This window comes from Bartonella sp. AP11XZML (assembly GCF_042196445.1).
Taxonomy (GTDB): Bacteria; Pseudomonadota; Alphaproteobacteria; order Rhizobiales; family Rhizobiaceae; genus Bartonella.
The window spans coordinates 1-16853 of record NZ_JBHIQF010000077.1; the positions used below are offsets into that span (position 1 = coordinate 1).

At 38.0% G+C, this 16853-nt stretch carries 11 protein-coding genes and 1 pseudogene; 4 read left to right on the forward strand and 8 right to left on the reverse strand.

Annotated features, from left to right (window positions below; translation table 11 throughout):
- The 4 genes and pseudogenes from ACFIMG_RS07360 to ACFIMG_RS07375 all read right to left on the reverse strand — a co-directional run.
- Positions 1-79, reverse strand: a pseudogene (locus tag ACFIMG_RS07360) (phage tail protein); the annotation flags it as partial.
- Positions 76-522, reverse strand: coding sequence for a phage tail protein (locus tag ACFIMG_RS07365; RefSeq protein ID WP_375693594.1), 447 nt, complete (start codon positions 520-522; stop codon positions 76-78). The pseudogene ACFIMG_RS07360 and the gene ACFIMG_RS07365, both read right to left, overlap by 4 nt.
- Positions 523-535: 13 nt before the next feature.
- Positions 536-910 (reverse strand): hypothetical protein, encoded by a 375-nt coding sequence (locus ACFIMG_RS07370; RefSeq protein ID WP_375678259.1) that lies wholly within the window; start codon positions 908-910, stop codon positions 536-538.
- Between the two features lie 753 nt (positions 911-1663).
- Positions 1664-2794, reverse strand: coding sequence for a metallophosphoesterase (locus ACFIMG_RS07375; RefSeq protein ID WP_375678260.1), 1131 nt, complete (start codon positions 2792-2794; stop codon positions 1664-1666).
- 773 nt (positions 2795-3567) lie between these two features.
- Here ACFIMG_RS07375 and ACFIMG_RS07380 point away from each other — a divergent pair.
- A complete protein-coding gene (locus ACFIMG_RS07380; RefSeq protein ID WP_375693595.1) occupies positions 3568-7728 on the forward strand; it encodes a beta strand repeat-containing protein in 4161 nt (1386 codons plus the stop codon).
- Positions 7729-8109: 381 nt separating this feature from the next.
- On the opposite strand, the gene thiD is transcribed toward ACFIMG_RS07380, so the two are convergent.
- A complete protein-coding gene (thiD, locus tag ACFIMG_RS07385; protein WP_375678884.1) occupies positions 8110-8964 on the reverse strand; it encodes a bifunctional hydroxymethylpyrimidine kinase/phosphomethylpyrimidine kinase in 855 nt (284 codons plus the stop codon).
- Between the two features lie 128 nt (positions 8965-9092).
- Here thiD and ACFIMG_RS07390 point away from each other — a divergent pair, with 128 nt between their 5' ends.
- The 3 genes from ACFIMG_RS07390 to ACFIMG_RS07400 all read left to right on the forward strand — a co-directional run bounded on the left by ACFIMG_RS07390 (position 9093) and on the right by ACFIMG_RS07400 (position 13156).
- Positions 9093-9899, forward strand: a complete 807-nt coding sequence (locus tag ACFIMG_RS07390; protein ID WP_375628565.1) for a lysophospholipid acyltransferase family protein — start codon at positions 9093-9095, stop codon at positions 9897-9899.
- Between the two features lie 692 nt (positions 9900-10591).
- Entirely contained in the window at positions 10592-11689 is a 1098-nt protein-coding gene (locus ACFIMG_RS07395) for a D-alanyl-D-alanine carboxypeptidase family protein (protein ID WP_375611309.1), read from the forward strand.
- A gap of 405 nt (positions 11690-12094) precedes the next feature.
- Complete coding sequence (locus ACFIMG_RS07400; RefSeq protein ID WP_375678883.1) at positions 12095-13156, forward strand: CobW family GTP-binding protein; 1062 nt, start codon at positions 12095-12097, stop codon at positions 13154-13156.
- Positions 13157-14046: 890 nt separating this feature from the next.
- Here ACFIMG_RS07400 and ACFIMG_RS07405 read toward each other — a convergent pair.
- The 3 genes from ACFIMG_RS07405 to ACFIMG_RS07415 form a co-directional block, all read right to left on the reverse strand.
- Positions 14047-14796, reverse strand: a complete 750-nt coding sequence (locus ACFIMG_RS07405) for a L,D-transpeptidase family protein (RefSeq protein WP_375612743.1) — start codon at positions 14794-14796, stop codon at positions 14047-14049.
- Between the two features lie 40 nt (positions 14797-14836).
- Positions 14837-15793 carry an acetyl-CoA carboxylase carboxyltransferase subunit alpha gene (locus ACFIMG_RS07410; protein ID WP_375611312.1) on the reverse strand — a complete coding sequence of 319 codons (957 nt, stop codon included), beginning with the start codon at positions 15791-15793 and terminating at the stop codon, positions 14837-14839.
- Positions 15794-15871: 78 nt separating this feature from the next.
- Positions 15872-16810 carry a site-specific tyrosine recombinase XerD gene (locus ACFIMG_RS07415; RefSeq protein WP_375628561.1) on the reverse strand — a complete coding sequence of 313 codons (939 nt, stop codon included), beginning with the start codon at positions 16808-16810 and terminating at the stop codon, positions 15872-15874.
- Between the last annotated feature and the right edge of the window lie 43 nt (positions 16811-16853).

Here is a 16853-nt window from a genome sequence, read left to right on the forward strand (position 1 = left end):
CCATGGCATGGTGAAAGCAGATAAGATCAAGACTCATATCCTCTAGCTCTACAACAACATGCTTTTCTGGTATCTTCATGGAGTTTGTCCCACCTGATATTGACCTTGTGGTTTTCCGCCATTAAAAAAGGGCAAGAGCGTAATGGAATAGCGGATGCGCTGGGATTGACCAGAGCGACTGATATAGTCATGGTCTTTATTGATCGTGGTGATTACTACGGGTCCATGGAGAAGGACACTATAGGTCGTATCATTGATCCAATGAAGCATCTGGACCGGCTTTGCTCTTCGGATAGTTGTAGTGATGGCATCTATCGCTACACGGTCACCAAACTCTTCTGGAAACCAAACGCCATGAATGGTTTTTGCATCATTGCCATAGCCGGTAAATTGCAAACTGGGTGCCTTGCCAAAACGCTCCATACAAACCCATGAGGCGGAAAACTCTTCTTCAAAGGATTGGAAATTCAGCCAGTCCACATAAAATTGATGCGGACCTAACATCATCAAAGGATCTCTCATAGGCTCCCTCCCCTCATTCTGTCCCGCCATGCAATGCATTAGCGCGTGCCCATTGCAAAGCATGGGCAACGGCACGACCGGTGGCAATGGGTTCACGCGCCCCATTGACATGCACCGTGACATTTTGATTGTGGGTGATGGTGGAATGGTCTTTGTCTCTTTGCTCTCTCGCAGATGAATTTATAGGAGAAGCTCCCGCAAATTGCACGATGGGTTGGATGGCTGTTTTACCCCCCAAAAAACTTGGCAAAAACTCTCTTACATCAATCGACCCAATCCACCCCTTAATGCGGCTAGGCAAAGATTTACAATAATCCATCAATTGTGAGATAGACGACATAAAGCCATCGACAATCGAATTAGCCAGATCTTCGCCCGCTTGTTCCATACCAGCCTTGGCAGCATCAGAGAGCTTTTCGCGGGCAAAAAAGCTCTTTCTAAACTGGAACTTCTTAAAATCCCCTTTTTACACCTCTCTCAAAGCAAAGATAAAACTGCCAAAACACGTGAGAGTCATCTAAGGATAATTGCATGAGACCATAACAGCTATAAATAGACTCCAATATTTGTATCATATTATTGTAACGATTTACTTACGTATAAAAGAAGAAGATAAAATTGTAATACAACTAAAAGTTCATACGGTTAATCAAGAGAAATTATATAGCATCACAAAACATCAATTGTTTGAAGATTATACGTAAAAAATTGATCAAAATAAAAAGCTTTTCTTATGAAAAAGAAAAGAGTTGCCCATGAGTAGATATTATAAACTCTAACAAAGGGCATAACTTGATAATTATACCGCAACAAACTAATAGAAACAGCCTTCTTGATAATTCTGGACAACATGTGCTAGCAAATTATGAACACACCCTTGACAAACTCCCCTTTCTTCAAAGATGAAAGCCTAAAAAGAAAAATAGAATAACAAACCATTATTCTGCTTTGTATTAAAGCTCAGTTCACATTAAACCATTGCACTTATAGCGTATAACCTGAAATCTTAGCAGCTTTGAAAAAAATATGTCTGATTTTTCACTCTATTTCTAAATAACATTTAGACACTCCTACTGCTCTTCAAGTCCGCACATATAATACGTTTTTTCCCTCATGCTTTAAGACAAAGAAACAAATCCTATTATAACTTACTGCAACTTGCCGAAAATTGGGTGTCTTTCCCTATAACACCAAGATCTTTAATTAAAAGCGGTTTTCCTATTTCTCCATTATAGGCTTTAACGTGAATGGTCTTGCCTTTCACATCTATGAGGTAATAATCTCCATTAAAAAGCGCACCAGCTGTATATATAGGGATATTTCCAAAAACCTTATCATTTTTCGCACGGCAATAAGACTGATAATGCGTGTGACCCACGAAGATTGCTTTAACATTATGAGAGGTAATAATTGACTTAAAGACCGACAAATCTTTAGCATTCTTTTTACGAATAAAAAAGGATTCACCATCAATGGAAGCAGCACGCGCATCATGAAAATTAATGATTGTCACTTTACCTCTTGCATCAGCAGCAGCTAAATCGTTCCTAAGCCAATCTAAAGATTTATTGATTTGCACTTCTGTAGACTGCCCCTTCAAACCAACCGTATAGCTTGGATAATTGTGAAGCTGCACATAGTGAACATCTCCATAATCCCAAGAATAACTCAAACTCCCCCTTATCGAGCGAATATTTCCACCCGAAATGGGAACCAAGCTTTCAGTAACATCTGCATTGAAATGCGATAATTGACTACGGTATTTTTTGATTTCCGATACCATTCTTGAAACTGCACTTATAGCACAAGCATCTTTGTAAAAGCTGAATTCTTGAGGATTTGTACAATTACCAACATTATTGGCATAATCGTGATTCCCTAGCCCCTCATAGACAGGCGCTCCAAGAGTTTTATAAACATTTTTATAATCATCATAGTTTTTTTGTTGTCCAAACTCCGTCAGATCACCATTGACAATATGGAACGCGGCCTTGTGCGCTTTTATCACACCAGCAACCTGCTCATTTATCTTTAACCATGGCTCTCTGTTTGATATTCCATTGGCATCACCAGAGTTTAAACGCCACGGCTGCGGATCAGCCATAATGATAGCAGTATAATTTTTTGTAAGAGACTTTTCTTTCATCGACCAATCCATGAATGCATCATGATAAGGACTCTTGTCTCTTTTTATTTTTTCAGAATCAAGATTAAAACAACCAGAGAGAGTAAAAGCAATCACGGTGATTACCAATTTAACTTTATATCTCATAAACCTATCACCATAAAAACGTTACATATTTTTTATATTAAAAAATTCCTCAGAGACAATTTTTTAGATTTTATTGTCAAAAATATGTCAAAAATTCGAAATAACAAAAGCAATAATCCTTCAATGAAGGTGCACTTTGATGATATAAAAGCACTGTTGATTTCAAGCCTTCAACTTGAAGCATCTTCATTGATTAAGATTTATAAGCTTGGGCTCTGGCTCTTTCAAATGTCATCGATACATCAACAGCTTATAAAAACTTAGTCGTATACTATTAAAATATCCCCAACAGGAGAAAAAATGTATTCTTATACTAGAGCACCCAACTCCTTTGGATATCAAGATCAAATATATTAGAATATTATGATAAATAAGGTATAAATAATCAAAAGTGCTAGCAATAGTGTTTGAGTATTACCGTCATAACTTACTTTGATAAGTTATAAAAATGCAGAAGTATTACAGAAAATACTATTATTACTTTATAAAAAATAATATAACTTATGTAAGTGTTATAATAATATTTATAATTTCTATAATATAGATTTACAATAAATTTAATTATATAATACAAATAATTACAAACACATTGTGTGTTAAATATAAATTAATACAAATTTAATATCATTTGTTTTTTAATTTTGACAAAAAACCAAAAATATCTTACCAAATAAAAACAATTACTGAAATTAATAACAACTATCCATTTTCACTTCTTCTTATAAAGTTCGCGGGGAAATGAATATTTGGGGGCTCTCATAAGGAGAATACTGGTGTATAAAACATCCCTTTTATCATGCACAGCTGCGGCTGCTATCATCCTATTCAACATCCAGTTCACTGCACATGCTGAAACTCTTGGCGTTGCCAACGAAGAAAAAGATATATCCGGAAAAACGTACGAGACTATTTATGTAAAAGACAAAGGAAAAATCACCGGCAGTACTGTAACTGTAACTGGAAATGAAAACACAAATACAGACACAAGTAGCGATAAATATGTTGTAACAGTTGAAGGTGCTAACAGTGCGCTTGAATTAAATGGCTTAAATATTCAAGGCACTGATTCTGATGTTCGTTTTGGTATTTCTGTAAAAGACGGCGCTAACATCAACCTGACTGGGGGGAACATTACAGCTTCTCAAACTGGTGTTTATATTGATGATAGTAAGGATAATAGAAATATACTACAAAATGTAGTGATATCAGATAATAAAAATGAAGCATCATCACTCCTTGGAATAGAAATAAACAACGAAAGTTTTATCACTTTAGAAAATGTAACAGTTAAGCAAGCAGAAACTGGTATACTTGCGGATGTCGTTTCTCAAGTTATAGTATCCGGAGGATCATTCGAAGGTAAAATGGATGGCGTATATGCTATGGGCGGCACCACCATTACTGTAGATGGCGGTACTAACATTACCTCATCTAATGGTAACGGACTCCATGCCGATGATGAAAATACCACCATAAAAATGACTGGGGGAAGCGTAACTGGAAAAGACGCAGCATTGTATACAAACGACGGTGGTCATATTAAAGTCACGGGTGGTACTCTAACAGCTAAGGAAGATACCACAAGTGCACCTACTACAGAAGGGGATAACCCTGCATATAATAAGGGTACTAAAATTGAGAGTGGATTCGGCGCATTGTCTCAAGGTGAAAACAGTGTGATTGAATTATCTGATACAAAGATCAATGATGCGACAATCGGGTTAAAAACACAAGAAAGTGGCGCAATCGCAATGACTGGGGGAAGCATTACAGCGTCCAAAGTTGGTGCATTCTTTTTAGATAGCAAGAGCAAAGAAAACGAACTGAAAGATGTAGTGACATCAAGTGGGAAAGATGATGCGCCACTAATAAATGGAATCAAGGCAACTAACAGTAATGTCACTTTAAATAATGTAACAGTGACGCAAGCACAAACTGCCATAGATGCATATGATTCCACAGTAAAAGTCTTAGGAGGATCATTTGATGCAGAAAAAGCAGCAATATTTGCTCAAAACGGCGGCAACATCACTTTAACTGGCGGTGCAAAAATTACATCATATAACGATGCTGGACTCTATGCGGAAGGTTCAAAGTCCATCATCGAAATGACAGGAGGGAGCATTACAGCGAAAGAGGAAGCAGTAACGACAACATACGGTGGCCATATTACTGTTACAGATGTCACCCTAAAAACAAATGGTGATGGAATTGGTGTAGCTTCTGATGACCTTGGTAGCATGATTGAATTACTTGGAAAGACAACGATTAGTGATAGTGCAATCGGGCTTCAAGCACAAAACGGTGGTGTAATCAAGATGACTGGGGGAACCATTACAGCTTCTGCAGCTGGTGCTGGCTTCTTAAACAGTAACAGCCGTGAAAACAAACTAGAAAATGTGACAATATCGAGTGGTAAAGACGATGCGCCACTGAACTTTGGAATAAAAGCAGATAAAGGTACCGTCACTTTAAAAGATGTAACAGTGACTCAAGCAGCAGCCGGTATATTTGCAGATCATGATTCGACAATAACAATCTCGGGAGGATCATTTCATGCACAAAATGCAACAATATCTGCTCAAAACGGCAGCGCCATCACTTTAACAAACGGTGCAAAAATTACATCATCTGATGATGTTGGATTATATGCAAAAGATTCAAACTCCTCCATCACAATGATAGAAGGAAACGTCACGGGAAAAGCGAGTGCTTTGGTTGCTGAAGATGGTGGTCATATTACTGTTACAGATGTTACCCTAAAAACAAATGATAGCGATAAGTCATTTGGTGTATTTTCTAATGGCGCAAATAGTGTAATTGAATTGCTTGGAAAGACCACAATTAGTGGTAGTGCAATCGGGCTTGCATTCCAAAATGATGGCGCAATCAAGATGATTGGAGGAACCATTACAGCTTCTGCAGCTGGTGCTGAATTCTTAAACAGTAACAGTCATGAAAACAAACTAGAAAATGTGACAATATCGAGTGATAAAGATGATACGCCACTGAACTTTGGGATAAAAGCAGATAAAAGTACCGTTACTTTAAAAGATGTAACAGTGACTCAAGCAGCCGCCGGTATATTTGCAGAGAATGATTCGACAATAACAATCTCGGGAGGATCATTTCATGCACAAAATACAACAATATCTGCTAAAAGCGGCAGCACTATCACTTTAACCAATGATGCAAACATTACATCATCTGATAATGTTGGACTCTATGCAGAAGGTTCAAAATCCACCATCACAATGACGGGAGGAACTGTCACGGGGAAAGGTAATGCATTGGTTGCTGAAAATGGTGGACATATTACTGTTGCAGATGTGGCTCTAACTGTCACAGATGTGGCTCCAAGTGACGACTATATATCGTCTGGTGTATTTTCTGTTGGTGAAGGCAGTGTAATTGAATTACTTGGAAATACAACTATTAGTAATAGTGCACTCGGGCTTCAAGCACTAAACGATGGTGCAATCAAGATGACTGGAGGAGCCATTAAAACTTCTCTAGTTGGTGCTGGCTTCTTAAACAGTAACAACAGCGAAAACAAGCTAGAAGGTGTAAAGATATCGAATAGTAAAGACGATGCGCTACTGAACTTTGGAATAAAAGCAGATAAAAGTACCGTCACTTTAAAAGATGTAACAGTGACTCAAGCAGCCGCCAGTATAGTTGCAAATAACCACTCTACAATAACGATCTCAGGAGGGTCATTTAGTGGACGTGATGTAGGAGGAAGCGCCGAAACCAGCAGTACGATTATCTTAAAAAACAATGCTAACATTATATCATCTAATGGCGAAGGACTCCTTGCAGACGGTTCAGGATCTAAGATCATAATGACGAGAGGATCCGTAGCCGCGAACAAAACAGCGTTATTCGCAATCAACGGTGGGCATATTGATGCCACAGATGTTGCTCTAAAAACAGAGGGAAAAGGAAGCGGTGCATTTGTAAGTGGCAATGACAGCACAATTCAATTGCATGGTGATACAATAATTAACAATACTTTGGGCGGCCTTGAAGCAGTTGACGGTGGTAAAATCACCAGCAAAGATTTAACAATAATCGGTGGTGAAGCACTTGAAGGCCCCGACAACGAACGCACTGGTATATGGACATCGGACTCTGGTAGTGAAGTTAGGTTAATGGGCAAAACAACCATTCAAAATGTTGATGAAGGGTTTTATGCAGACGGTGGAAGTAAAATCATTAGCGGAGATTTAACAATAACTGGTGGTGAAAGTAAACAACAAACCGTTGCTGTAAACGTTGCGGAACTTGGTAGTGCAATCGAATTAAATGGTAAAACAATCATTCAAAACTTTGATTTTGGTCTCACCGCAGCAAATAATAGCACAATTAAGATGACGAATGGTTATATTGAAGCAGCAGAGAATACAATAAAAAATAAAATAGAAGCAAAAAAAGTTGCACTATGGGCGGCATTTAACGGACATATTGATGTCGTGAATACTTCTATGATAGCAGGAGTTGCTGGTTTGCAATTTATAGCTCTCTCTAATCCTGATCTAGCTTATCCAGATGATCCACAAAAACGTAAAAGCAGTGAAATCAATTTAACCAATGCAGAGCTTCATGCTGAAAATGGTACTGGAATTTTTGTTGGAGCTTTCACTAAAAATAACATTGAAAATAGTGCCGATCTGTCAATTGGTACAGTTAATCTCACAAATTCAGAAATCCATGCNCTTGTATTTTTCTTAATCACTCTGTGTCTCCCAGCCATAGGCTCCCTCCCCTTATTCTGTCCCGCCATGCAGCGCATTAGCGCGTGCCCGTTGCAAAGCATGGGCAACCGCACGACCAGTGGCCATGGGTTCACGGGCACCATTGACATGCACCGTGACATTTTGATTGTGGGTGATGGTGGAACGGTCTTTGTCTCTTTGCTCTCTCGCAGATGAATTTATAGGAGAAGCTCCCGCAAATTGCACGATGGGCTGGATGGCTGTTTTGCCACCAATATAAGAAACAGCGAATATAGTGGATCCGCCAGCTTTAATATCGCCTTGTAAAAGGTCTTTCCCTCTACTCTTTTTGCTATCAAATCCTGATTTTACAATTCCTTGCTCTCTTTTTTATACTCAAAATTGCCTCTGAAACAGGATAGATTAATCGTAAAAAATATATAAAAGAAGCAAATTATAACATTTTTTCTTATCCTTCTTAATACAAAATAACTGTTAAGCTACAATACGCTAACATTTATCAGTCATAAGTCCAAAACATCATATAATGACGAAACAAATTCATAGAGTGAAGATTTTTCACTATCAACCGTTGTATTAATCTTTCCATAATGCATAAAAATGATGAAGTGACCCTCGCCCTTTCCCTACTTTTAAAGCATCTGCGGCAGTTAAAGCGCCATGCAAATAATCTTTTGCTTGTTTAACAGCGCAATCCAAAGGTTGAGTAGGTAACAGAGCTGCAATGGCAGCAGAAATGGTACACCCTGTCCCATGATCATGAGTGGTTGAAAGACGAGAGGCTTCAAGTATAACAAGGTTTTCACAATCACAATAAAGATCTGGACTAGAACAATCGTAATTTTCTGTACTATTTCTGGTAAGCGTATTCAAATGTCCCCCTTTTAACAAAACTGCATGACACCCTAGCGCCAAGAGTCGTGGAGCATATTGATACATAGTCTCTAAAGACCATTGCACTTCACATCCCAATAACAATGCAGCTTCAGGCAAATTTGGCGTGATCAAAGTTGACATCGGCACAAGAACATCACGCATAATTTCAATTGCATCAGACTTTAAAAGAACATCACCACTTTTTGCAACCATAACCGGATCAAAAACAATGAAACGCGCTTTATGATAAGCAAGACGTTCTGCAATAACCTGTGCAATCTGAGCATTTGCAACCATACCAATTTTAACGGCATCAACATGGATATCCTCAAAAACAGAATCAATTTGATCTGCAACAAAAGAAGCATCTAATGCCTGAAAAGAACGCACACCCTGAGTATTTTGTGCAACAACAGCTGTAACCACACTCATACCATAAGTTTTCATAGCTGAAAAAACCTTCAAATCCGCCTGCATTCCAGCGCCACCAGAAGGATCTGTTCCCGCAATAGATAAAATCCGTGGAATAAAAAGTTTATCTTTTTGTAATTCCATCAACCTCTTTCCTTCTGTTTTTAAATATCGGAAAATGAGTTACCGAAAAATAGATGCTTGAAAAAATATAAAGAAGATGTTTTCTCACGTGAATTATATTATATACGAAGTCTTCTTATAGATATAAAATGGAAAATGTAGTGCTTATCCTTCGTTCTATTCTTTTTACGTTCGCTTTTTATACAACAACTTTCATACAAATGATTCTTTACGCTCCCGTTTATTTTTTAATGCCCCGCAAAAAGGCATGGATTGTCCCTAAAACATGGGCGCGCGTTACTCTCTTTTTGCAAAAATACATCGCAGGCACAAGTTATGAGATTGAAGGTTTAGAAAATCTTCCCAAAGGACCCTACATCATTGCTCCAAAGCATCAATCGGCTTGGGAAACTTTCAGTCTTGTTCCCTATTTTGATGATCCCACTCTCATTTTAAAACGTGAATTGATGTGGATTCCATTGTTTGGCTGGTATATGGCAAAAACGCAAATTATCCCCATTAACCGCACAACACCCATCAAAGCCTTAAAAATGATTATACAAAAAGCAAAAGAGAAAGTAAAACAAGGGCGCCAAATCTTGATTTTTCCCGAAGGAACACGCCGACAACCCGGTCAAGAACCAGATTATAAGTCAGGAATTGTCGCGCTCTATAATGAATTAGGACTTCAAGTTGTCCCTATTGCACACAATGCGGGTTTATATTGGCCACGCAATAATTTTCGCCGCTATCCCGGAACAATTCGTGTCCGTATTCTTCCCCCGATAGAGGCTGGTTTAAGCAAACGTGATTTTCTAGATCAACTTGTCCAAAAAACTGAAAAAGCGTGTGATGAACTGCTTCTCTTAGCAGCTCAAGACCCTACCCCTCCTCCTATGCCACCATACGCTGTTCAGAAACTTCAAAAACTAAATCAACATGAAACAATGCACTGATTGATAAGAATAATGCATAACTTTGTATATTGAGCGGAGTATAGGGAACAAAAATATAAGAAAGATACTTCAAACTTTCTAATTTAAAATTGTAAAACACTTGTACATGATAAGAAATGATCAATGTGTAAATTTTTTTGAAAAAGAATTCTTCCTCTCTTTAAAATCATTTAAATAACATACATCTCATTGATTTATAAGGATGTTTTAGCGTTATTCAACTTTAATGAGAACCCTGAATACCGTAAGATTTTCTCATTTCAAATCTATTCTAGGTTGAATCAATTAGAATCATTTTCTTACACATTACAAGCGGGGATATCTGTGTGAATAAAACGATACAAGAAAAGATTAAAATGCTTTTTACGAACCGTCTCAAGTGCCAAGGGCTATCCTAACAGGAGAGCAAGAAAAATGCATGATTATGCAGATTCATTCCTTTCTGAGAAATTCAATCCCTCCAAGAACCTGAAATCTTGTACAATCTTCATTATTTAAAAAGTATTTCTTGAGATACTTAAGTCATCAAACCAAATTCAAGGGGAAAATAAAAATGAGAATTGGTTTTTATCCCACAGACACAACGGATACAGCAATTAACCATCTTTCCTTCCTATCCTAGACTTAAATGCTTTGTGTGCTACATTAAAACAATTCTAAATAACGAATAAGAGGGAACTAGATTTAAATTAATGCGACGTCTCTTCTATAATTTATTTTTTTCTGTGATTTTGAGTTTATCCAGCGCTGTTGCTCTAGCGCAGCCTTTTATTTCTGTTGATGTTACAACGAGGCGAATCTTAAAACATAATCAAGCTTTTGAGCGTTGGTATCCTGCTTCCTTGACAAAATTAATGACCGCTTATGTTATTTTTCGTGCCATGAGCCGAGGGGAAGTTTCACCAAACAAACATATCACCATCAGCGAATACGCCGCAAAAGCTCCCTCATATCGTTCAGGCTATAAAGCTGGTTCTGTACTCACACTTGATACAGCCTTAAGTATCACCATGGTTAAATCTACCAATGATTTAGCCATTGCCATGAGTGAAGCTGTTGCGGGTTCACAGAAAGATTTTGTACGTAAAATGAATAGCGAAGCTAAACGTTTAGGCATGTTTGGCACCCATTTTGCGAACGCAAGTGGTTTACCAGATCCTCAAAACTACTCCACGGCACGCGATATTGCTCTTTTAGCCGTTCAAATACGTCGAGAATTTCCACAATATGCTCATTATTTTTCTATTCCAGCCATTGATTTTGGTAATAATCGAAAAATCCAACATAACTCAAACAACCTCATTGGCCGTTTTTATGGGATAGACGGTATGAAAACAGGCTTTATTTGTGCCTCTGGTTTTAATCTTGTTGCCTCAGCCACCCGCAATAAACGCACAATTATTGCTGTCATTCTAGGTGCTAACAACATAAGTGAAAGAGAAGAAAAAGCTGCACAACTTCTTGAAATAGGATTTTTGCACCAAGGAAGCCCCCAATTAACACTAGCAACATTAAAACCTTATGGGAGCAACATAACACAAGCCAACAATATGAGACAACAAACATGCACACCTGAAGCCATAAAAATGCATGCAAATTCATATGATGATCAAGGAAATATTATTCTCACCTCACCTTTTATCACTGCTCCACCTTCTTTTTCTCATCCTTTATCAGTACACCTCATTCGTACGCCACAAACACCTAAAATGACAGTAAAACCACTAAGAAAACCCTATATTCCGTATAAAAGGCACGCAAACCATTCTATAAAAAGCCATAAATCATAATCTACAATTAATTATAATACTTTGATTTATAATGATAATTAATTATTTTGTACCTTATGTCAAAACCACAAGTATTGTAAGATTCTCTCATTTCAAATCTGTATTTGTTGAATCAATAAAACCAGTCTCTTGCGCGCCACAAGGTGGATGAACATGTAGATAAAATAATTAAAACAAGGAATAAAAATCCTTCCTATAAGTCCTTTCAAGAACCAAAAATTATCATAACATTGACGCTAAAAGTGTATAATATACCCACGTGCACCTACCTTTATAAGCGTAAAGATAGTGGTACAATGGATCTCATGAGGGATTAACCATTACATCCCTCACGGACATCATTATAAATTGGTTAGACATACTGAGATATATTTTTTAAAAACAAAACTATGATTGATGATTAACATGAAAATAAAGCGCATCCCTCTCACGCTTATTACGGGTTTTTTAGGCTCTGGCAAAACAACTTTGCTCAACCGTATGCTACAAGCCCCTCTTCTAACAGAATGTGCTGTTATCATCAATGAATTCGGCGAAATCAGTATTGACCACCTTCTGGTTGAAAAAACGACAGAAGGAATTATTGAGCTTGCCAATGGTTGCTTATGCTGTAATTTACGCAGTGATCTCATCGACACATTAATTGATTTAATAAATCGCGTTCAGGCAGGACAGATCAAACAACTCCATCATATTATCATTGAAACCACAGGGATGGCTGATCCCGCCCCTATTTTACAAATACTTTTAAGCCACCCATTGTTTATTCAAACATTGTCCATAAATGCTGTTCTTGCAACATTTGATACATTAAGTCCACTTTCCATATGTAAGCGCTATCCTGAAATATATAAACAATTAATATTTGCTGATAAAATCATTCTCACCAAAACAGATCTTAGAGACCCACAAACGCTTTCAGATGCACTCCTTAGCACACTTAAAACAATGAATCCTACAGCACAAATCATTGACGCCCATTCTAAAGATTTCTGTTCAAATCTATTAATAAATAACACATTATGGGATGAAAAAGTAGAAAATACAAAACTTAAACAAAATCTTACGACTACCCCACATGATCATACCCCCCATAAAACCATTCGTACCTTTTCATTAAACTGTGAGGGTCCTGTTGATTACCCCACAATTGAAGCTTTTTTAGATCTCCTACAAGAGCGTTATGGTACAAAATTATTACGTATTAAAGCAATTATCGCATTGCGTGATGACCCTTATCGCCCACTTGTATTACATGGCGTACAAACATTTTTTCATCCTCCCATAAGATTGCCGGCATGGCCAAAAGGAATAAAACAAACACGTTTTGTCATCATTGCCGATGGTGTTGAAAAAGACGCAATACAAAAGCTCCTCAATGCTTTTTTTAATAAACCAGCAATAGATACTGCAGACAAAACAGCTCTCTTAGAAAATCCTCTGGTCATTCCAGGAATAAAATTTTAATTTTTTCTCCCCTTCAATGATATAATATTAAATTCATTGGCACCACCATCTTTATGCTTTTAAAGAAGTAAACCGGCACCATTACACACTTTGCTAATTCCCAATGTTGAAACAAGCCCTTGGTACTTGAGACGGTTTGTAAAAAGCATTTTAGTCTTTCTTGCACAGTTTCACCCACGCGGTTATCCCCGCTTGTAACGTGCAAGAAAATGGTTTTAATTTATTCAACATGGAACGGCTTTGAAATGAGAGAATCTTATGGTATTCAGGGTTTTAATTTAACTTGAACAACACTAAATTATCATTATAAATCAAATTGTTATGATAAAAAATTTAATACCCATCAATCTGCAAACAGATTGTTTTCTCTCTAAATGCGCTTCATCTGCAAACCACTTCATATGATTCATTTCACAGACCGATTGGCCAAATTCTTGGTTCTAAAATATTCTGCTCAACTCTATGTTTACTCAAGCTAATTGAAATCAAAATCCCTGTTAAGAAAAAAACCAAAATCAGACAGAGGCAATATCGCATTTTAAAATATGTGAATGTATCTTATATAACAGCACGACAAGACAATATTTTACAGCATAAAAGAATAAAACTCTTTGAAAGAAATAAAAAGAGAGGTACATTTCATGTTAACTTACTCTTCACTAAAAACGAAGATTGATACCAGTAACGATGTGCAAACAATCCAACTTCTTTGAGAAAATTCCTCTTGGCTTCCCACTTCATATGATTTACTTACATAAAGCTCTATGAAAAAACTCTGCGCTTTAAAATATTGACTACTCACTTAAACACCTTATGTGCAAAGTTTTTGCATATCCTGTATCACCATTATTAAGTGATAGTGTTTACGGTGCTGTAGAATACAATAACACTCACTGCATTAGAGAAACTGAATTTTTATCAATATCGCGATTAAAAACGTAACGTTTTCCATAAACCTCAACAGTTGGAGGTTGACGATTTTTTTCAAAAAAATCATAACCTTTCTTAAGCATAACCCAGAATTGATAATGAGGATTCTTGCTATGACGTGACATATTATCCTCGGTCATGCGGAAAGGAAAAGCCTGCAACTGAAACTCTCTTTGTCCTCCTTTAAAAGCATCCCGTGCAAACGCATAAATCTGAGCCATGTTCTTATCACTCATAGAATAACAACCTGCGGAAAAGCAAGAACCATGCACCATAAGATTGCTTCCTGTGCGACCATTTTCCTGATCATAAAGGTTAGGAAATCCTATATTAAAAGAGAGATAATATTTTGAATAAGGATTCATTTGGTTTGCGCTAATAGTATAAAAACCCTCTGGTGTCTGAAGATCCCCTTCTTTATATTTAGGTCCAAGCTTACCAGACCATTTGCAAATGCCATAGCGAGCAACCAAGATAAAAGGTCCTGAACGAGATTGCTTCCAAACTTCAGCAAGATTTTCTTCCTTAAAAAACCGCATCATAATCGGTGCATAGGGATCTATATCATACAGAACCATTCTATTTTTGATTTCTTGCGGCAACGGCTGCTCAACTTTAGCGCGAATAGAGGCTGGTAATCTTCCTTCACATGCTGTCAATAGTCCCATTACAAACAACACACACACAGCAAGGAATCTGCTAAATGTCATCGAATAAAACTCCAATCCAACACCCCTCACAAAAAATAACCTATGTTAGAGATCGACCAATTTGAAGGTATTTTTCCCTTCGCTCTTGTTTAAGCACTTGACCATCTTTTCCAGCCATAGCTTTTAAAGCCTCTGAAATAACATCACCCGTTGCATCAATGACAATCTCTTTGCCACGATGCGCTCCCCCTAAAGGTTCCGAAATAATGCCATCAATAATCTTTAAGCGATACAAATCTTGAGCGGTAATACGCATATTCATTGCAGCATCTTTTGCACGAGCTGGATCACGCCATAAGATAGAAGCTGCTCCTTCTGGTGAAATAACAGAGTAAATTGCGTGCTCCAACATATAAACTTTGTTGGCAGCCGCGATTGCTATCGCCCCTCCAGAACCGCCTTCTCCAATAACAACGGAAACCACAGGAACTTTCAAACGCAAAGTTGTAGCTGTTGATTGAGCAATTGCTTCCGCTTGCCCACGTTCTTCAGCGCTTACCCCAGGATAAGCACCTGCTGTATCAATAAAAGTGAGGAGTGGCAAACCAAAGCGGTCAGCCATTTCCATAATACGTACAGCTTTACGATAGCCTTCTGGACGCGCAGAACCAAAATTATAGCGCAAACGTGTTTGCGTATCGTGACCTTTCTCTTGACCGATATAAGCAACGGCCTCACCTTTAAAGCGTGCAAACCCCGCTTGAATAGCCTCATCTTCAGCAAACTTGCGATCTCCGGCCAAAGGCGTAACGTCACTCAATAGGCGTTTAGAATAGTCCATAAAATGGGGACGATCCGGATGACGAGCGACTTGTGTTTTTTGCCACGGCGATAATTTTTTATAAATATCGCGCAACGCTGTTTGGGAACGCGTTTCAAGACGAGCAATCTCGTCACTCATATCAAGACTGCCTTTTTCCTGAGAAATTTTTTTTAATTCAAGAATTTTCCCATCAAGATCAGCAACTGGTTTTTCAAAATCAAGATAATTATACATTTGTGTCAACTCATTCAGTGTCACTTATACACTTATAATTTGCTTTATAAAGTCTTTTTCAAAAACATCACCTTTTCTTTAACGAGCCTTTTGCTCATCGGCAAGTGGATGATGCTCATTGACTAAACGATAAAGTCCCTCTTCCAACACATGGGTATAAATCTGAGTGGTAGCAATATCAGAATGACCTAACAAATGTTGAACGGCACGCAAATCAGCACCATTTTGCAAAAGATGACTAGCAAAAGCATGACGCAACACATGGGGAGAAAAGCTATCACTTCCTATCCCTGCTCTTCTAGCGAGATTTTTCAACTCTCGTGCAACGACTTGACGAGCAATATATCCTGTCTCGGAATGCGCAGGAAAAAGATAAGAACTCGTAGCGTCCTTTCCCTGATCACGCAAATTTAACCACTGTGAAAGAACTTGGCATGCTTTTTTTGATAACAGCACCATTCGTTCTTTTTTGCCCTTACCACGAACCAAAACGCTGTATTCCTTCCTTCGAACAGACTGAACCGGCAGACTCACCAACTCACTAATACGTAACCCTGTTGCATAAAGCATTTCAATCAATAGCTGAAGACGCAGTGCACGGAAATAACCTTTAGACCCATAGTCTGCTTGATTGACTTCTAACTCCGCAAAATCAAGCAATTTTATCACTGCATCTTCACTCATGATTTTGGGCAAAGGACGCCCCTGACGAGGTGCATCAATATCATGAGAGGGATCATCTGCTCTCAACCCTTCAGCATAAAGGAATTGATAAAACTGACGCAAAGTCGATAAACGGCGCGCTTGCGACGATGCCGCAAAACCAAAAGTATGCATAAGTGACAAAAGAGTAATTAAATCTTCTTTTTGTGCTGAAAAAAGCGAAACAGAGTGTGAAGACAATTCGTCTTGTGCCCACTGCAAATCATGCTGATAAGCCGCAAGCGTATGAGACGAAGCCCCTCTCTCCGCACTCATCATCTCAAGAAAATGATCTATCACAGCACCACTTTTCATTTCATTGATTCGCTTCCGTAGAAAGATTCCATGAATCCAAGGG

Coding starts and splice junctions, on each gene's coding strand:
- ACFIMG_RS07365 (WP_375693594.1), bottom strand. CDS start 522: ATGAGAGATCCTTTGATGATGTTAGGTCCGCATCAATTTTATGTGGAC.
- ACFIMG_RS07370 (WP_375678259.1), bottom strand. CDS start 910: ATGGAACAAGCGGGCGAAGATCTGGCTAATTCGATTGTCGATGGCTTT.
- ACFIMG_RS07375 (WP_375678260.1), bottom strand. CDS start 2,794: ATGAGATATAAAGTTAAATTGGTAATCACCGTGATTGCTTTTACTCTC.
- thiD (WP_375678884.1), bottom strand. CDS start 8,964: ATGGAATTACAAAAAGATAAACTTTTTATTCCACGGATTTTATCTATT.
- ACFIMG_RS07390 (WP_375628565.1), top strand. CDS start 9,093: ATGGAAAATGTAGTGCTTATCCTTCGTTCTATTCTTTTTACGTTCGCT.
- ACFIMG_RS07395 (WP_375611309.1), top strand. CDS start 10,592: ATGCGACGTCTCTTCTATAATTTATTTTTTTCTGTGATTTTGAGTTTA.
- ACFIMG_RS07400 (WP_375678883.1), top strand. CDS start 12,095: ATGAAAATAAAGCGCATCCCTCTCACGCTTATTACGGGTTTTTTAGGC.
- ACFIMG_RS07405 (WP_375612743.1), bottom strand. CDS start 14,796: ATGACATTTAGCAGATTCCTTGCTGTGTGTGTGTTGTTTGTAATGGGA.
- ACFIMG_RS07410 (WP_375611312.1), bottom strand. CDS start 15,793: ATGTATAATTATCTTGATTTTGAAAAACCAGTTGCTGATCTTGATGGG.
- ACFIMG_RS07415 (WP_375628561.1), bottom strand. CDS start 16,810: ATGAAAAGTGGTGCTGTGATAGATCATTTTCTTGAGATGATGAGTGCG.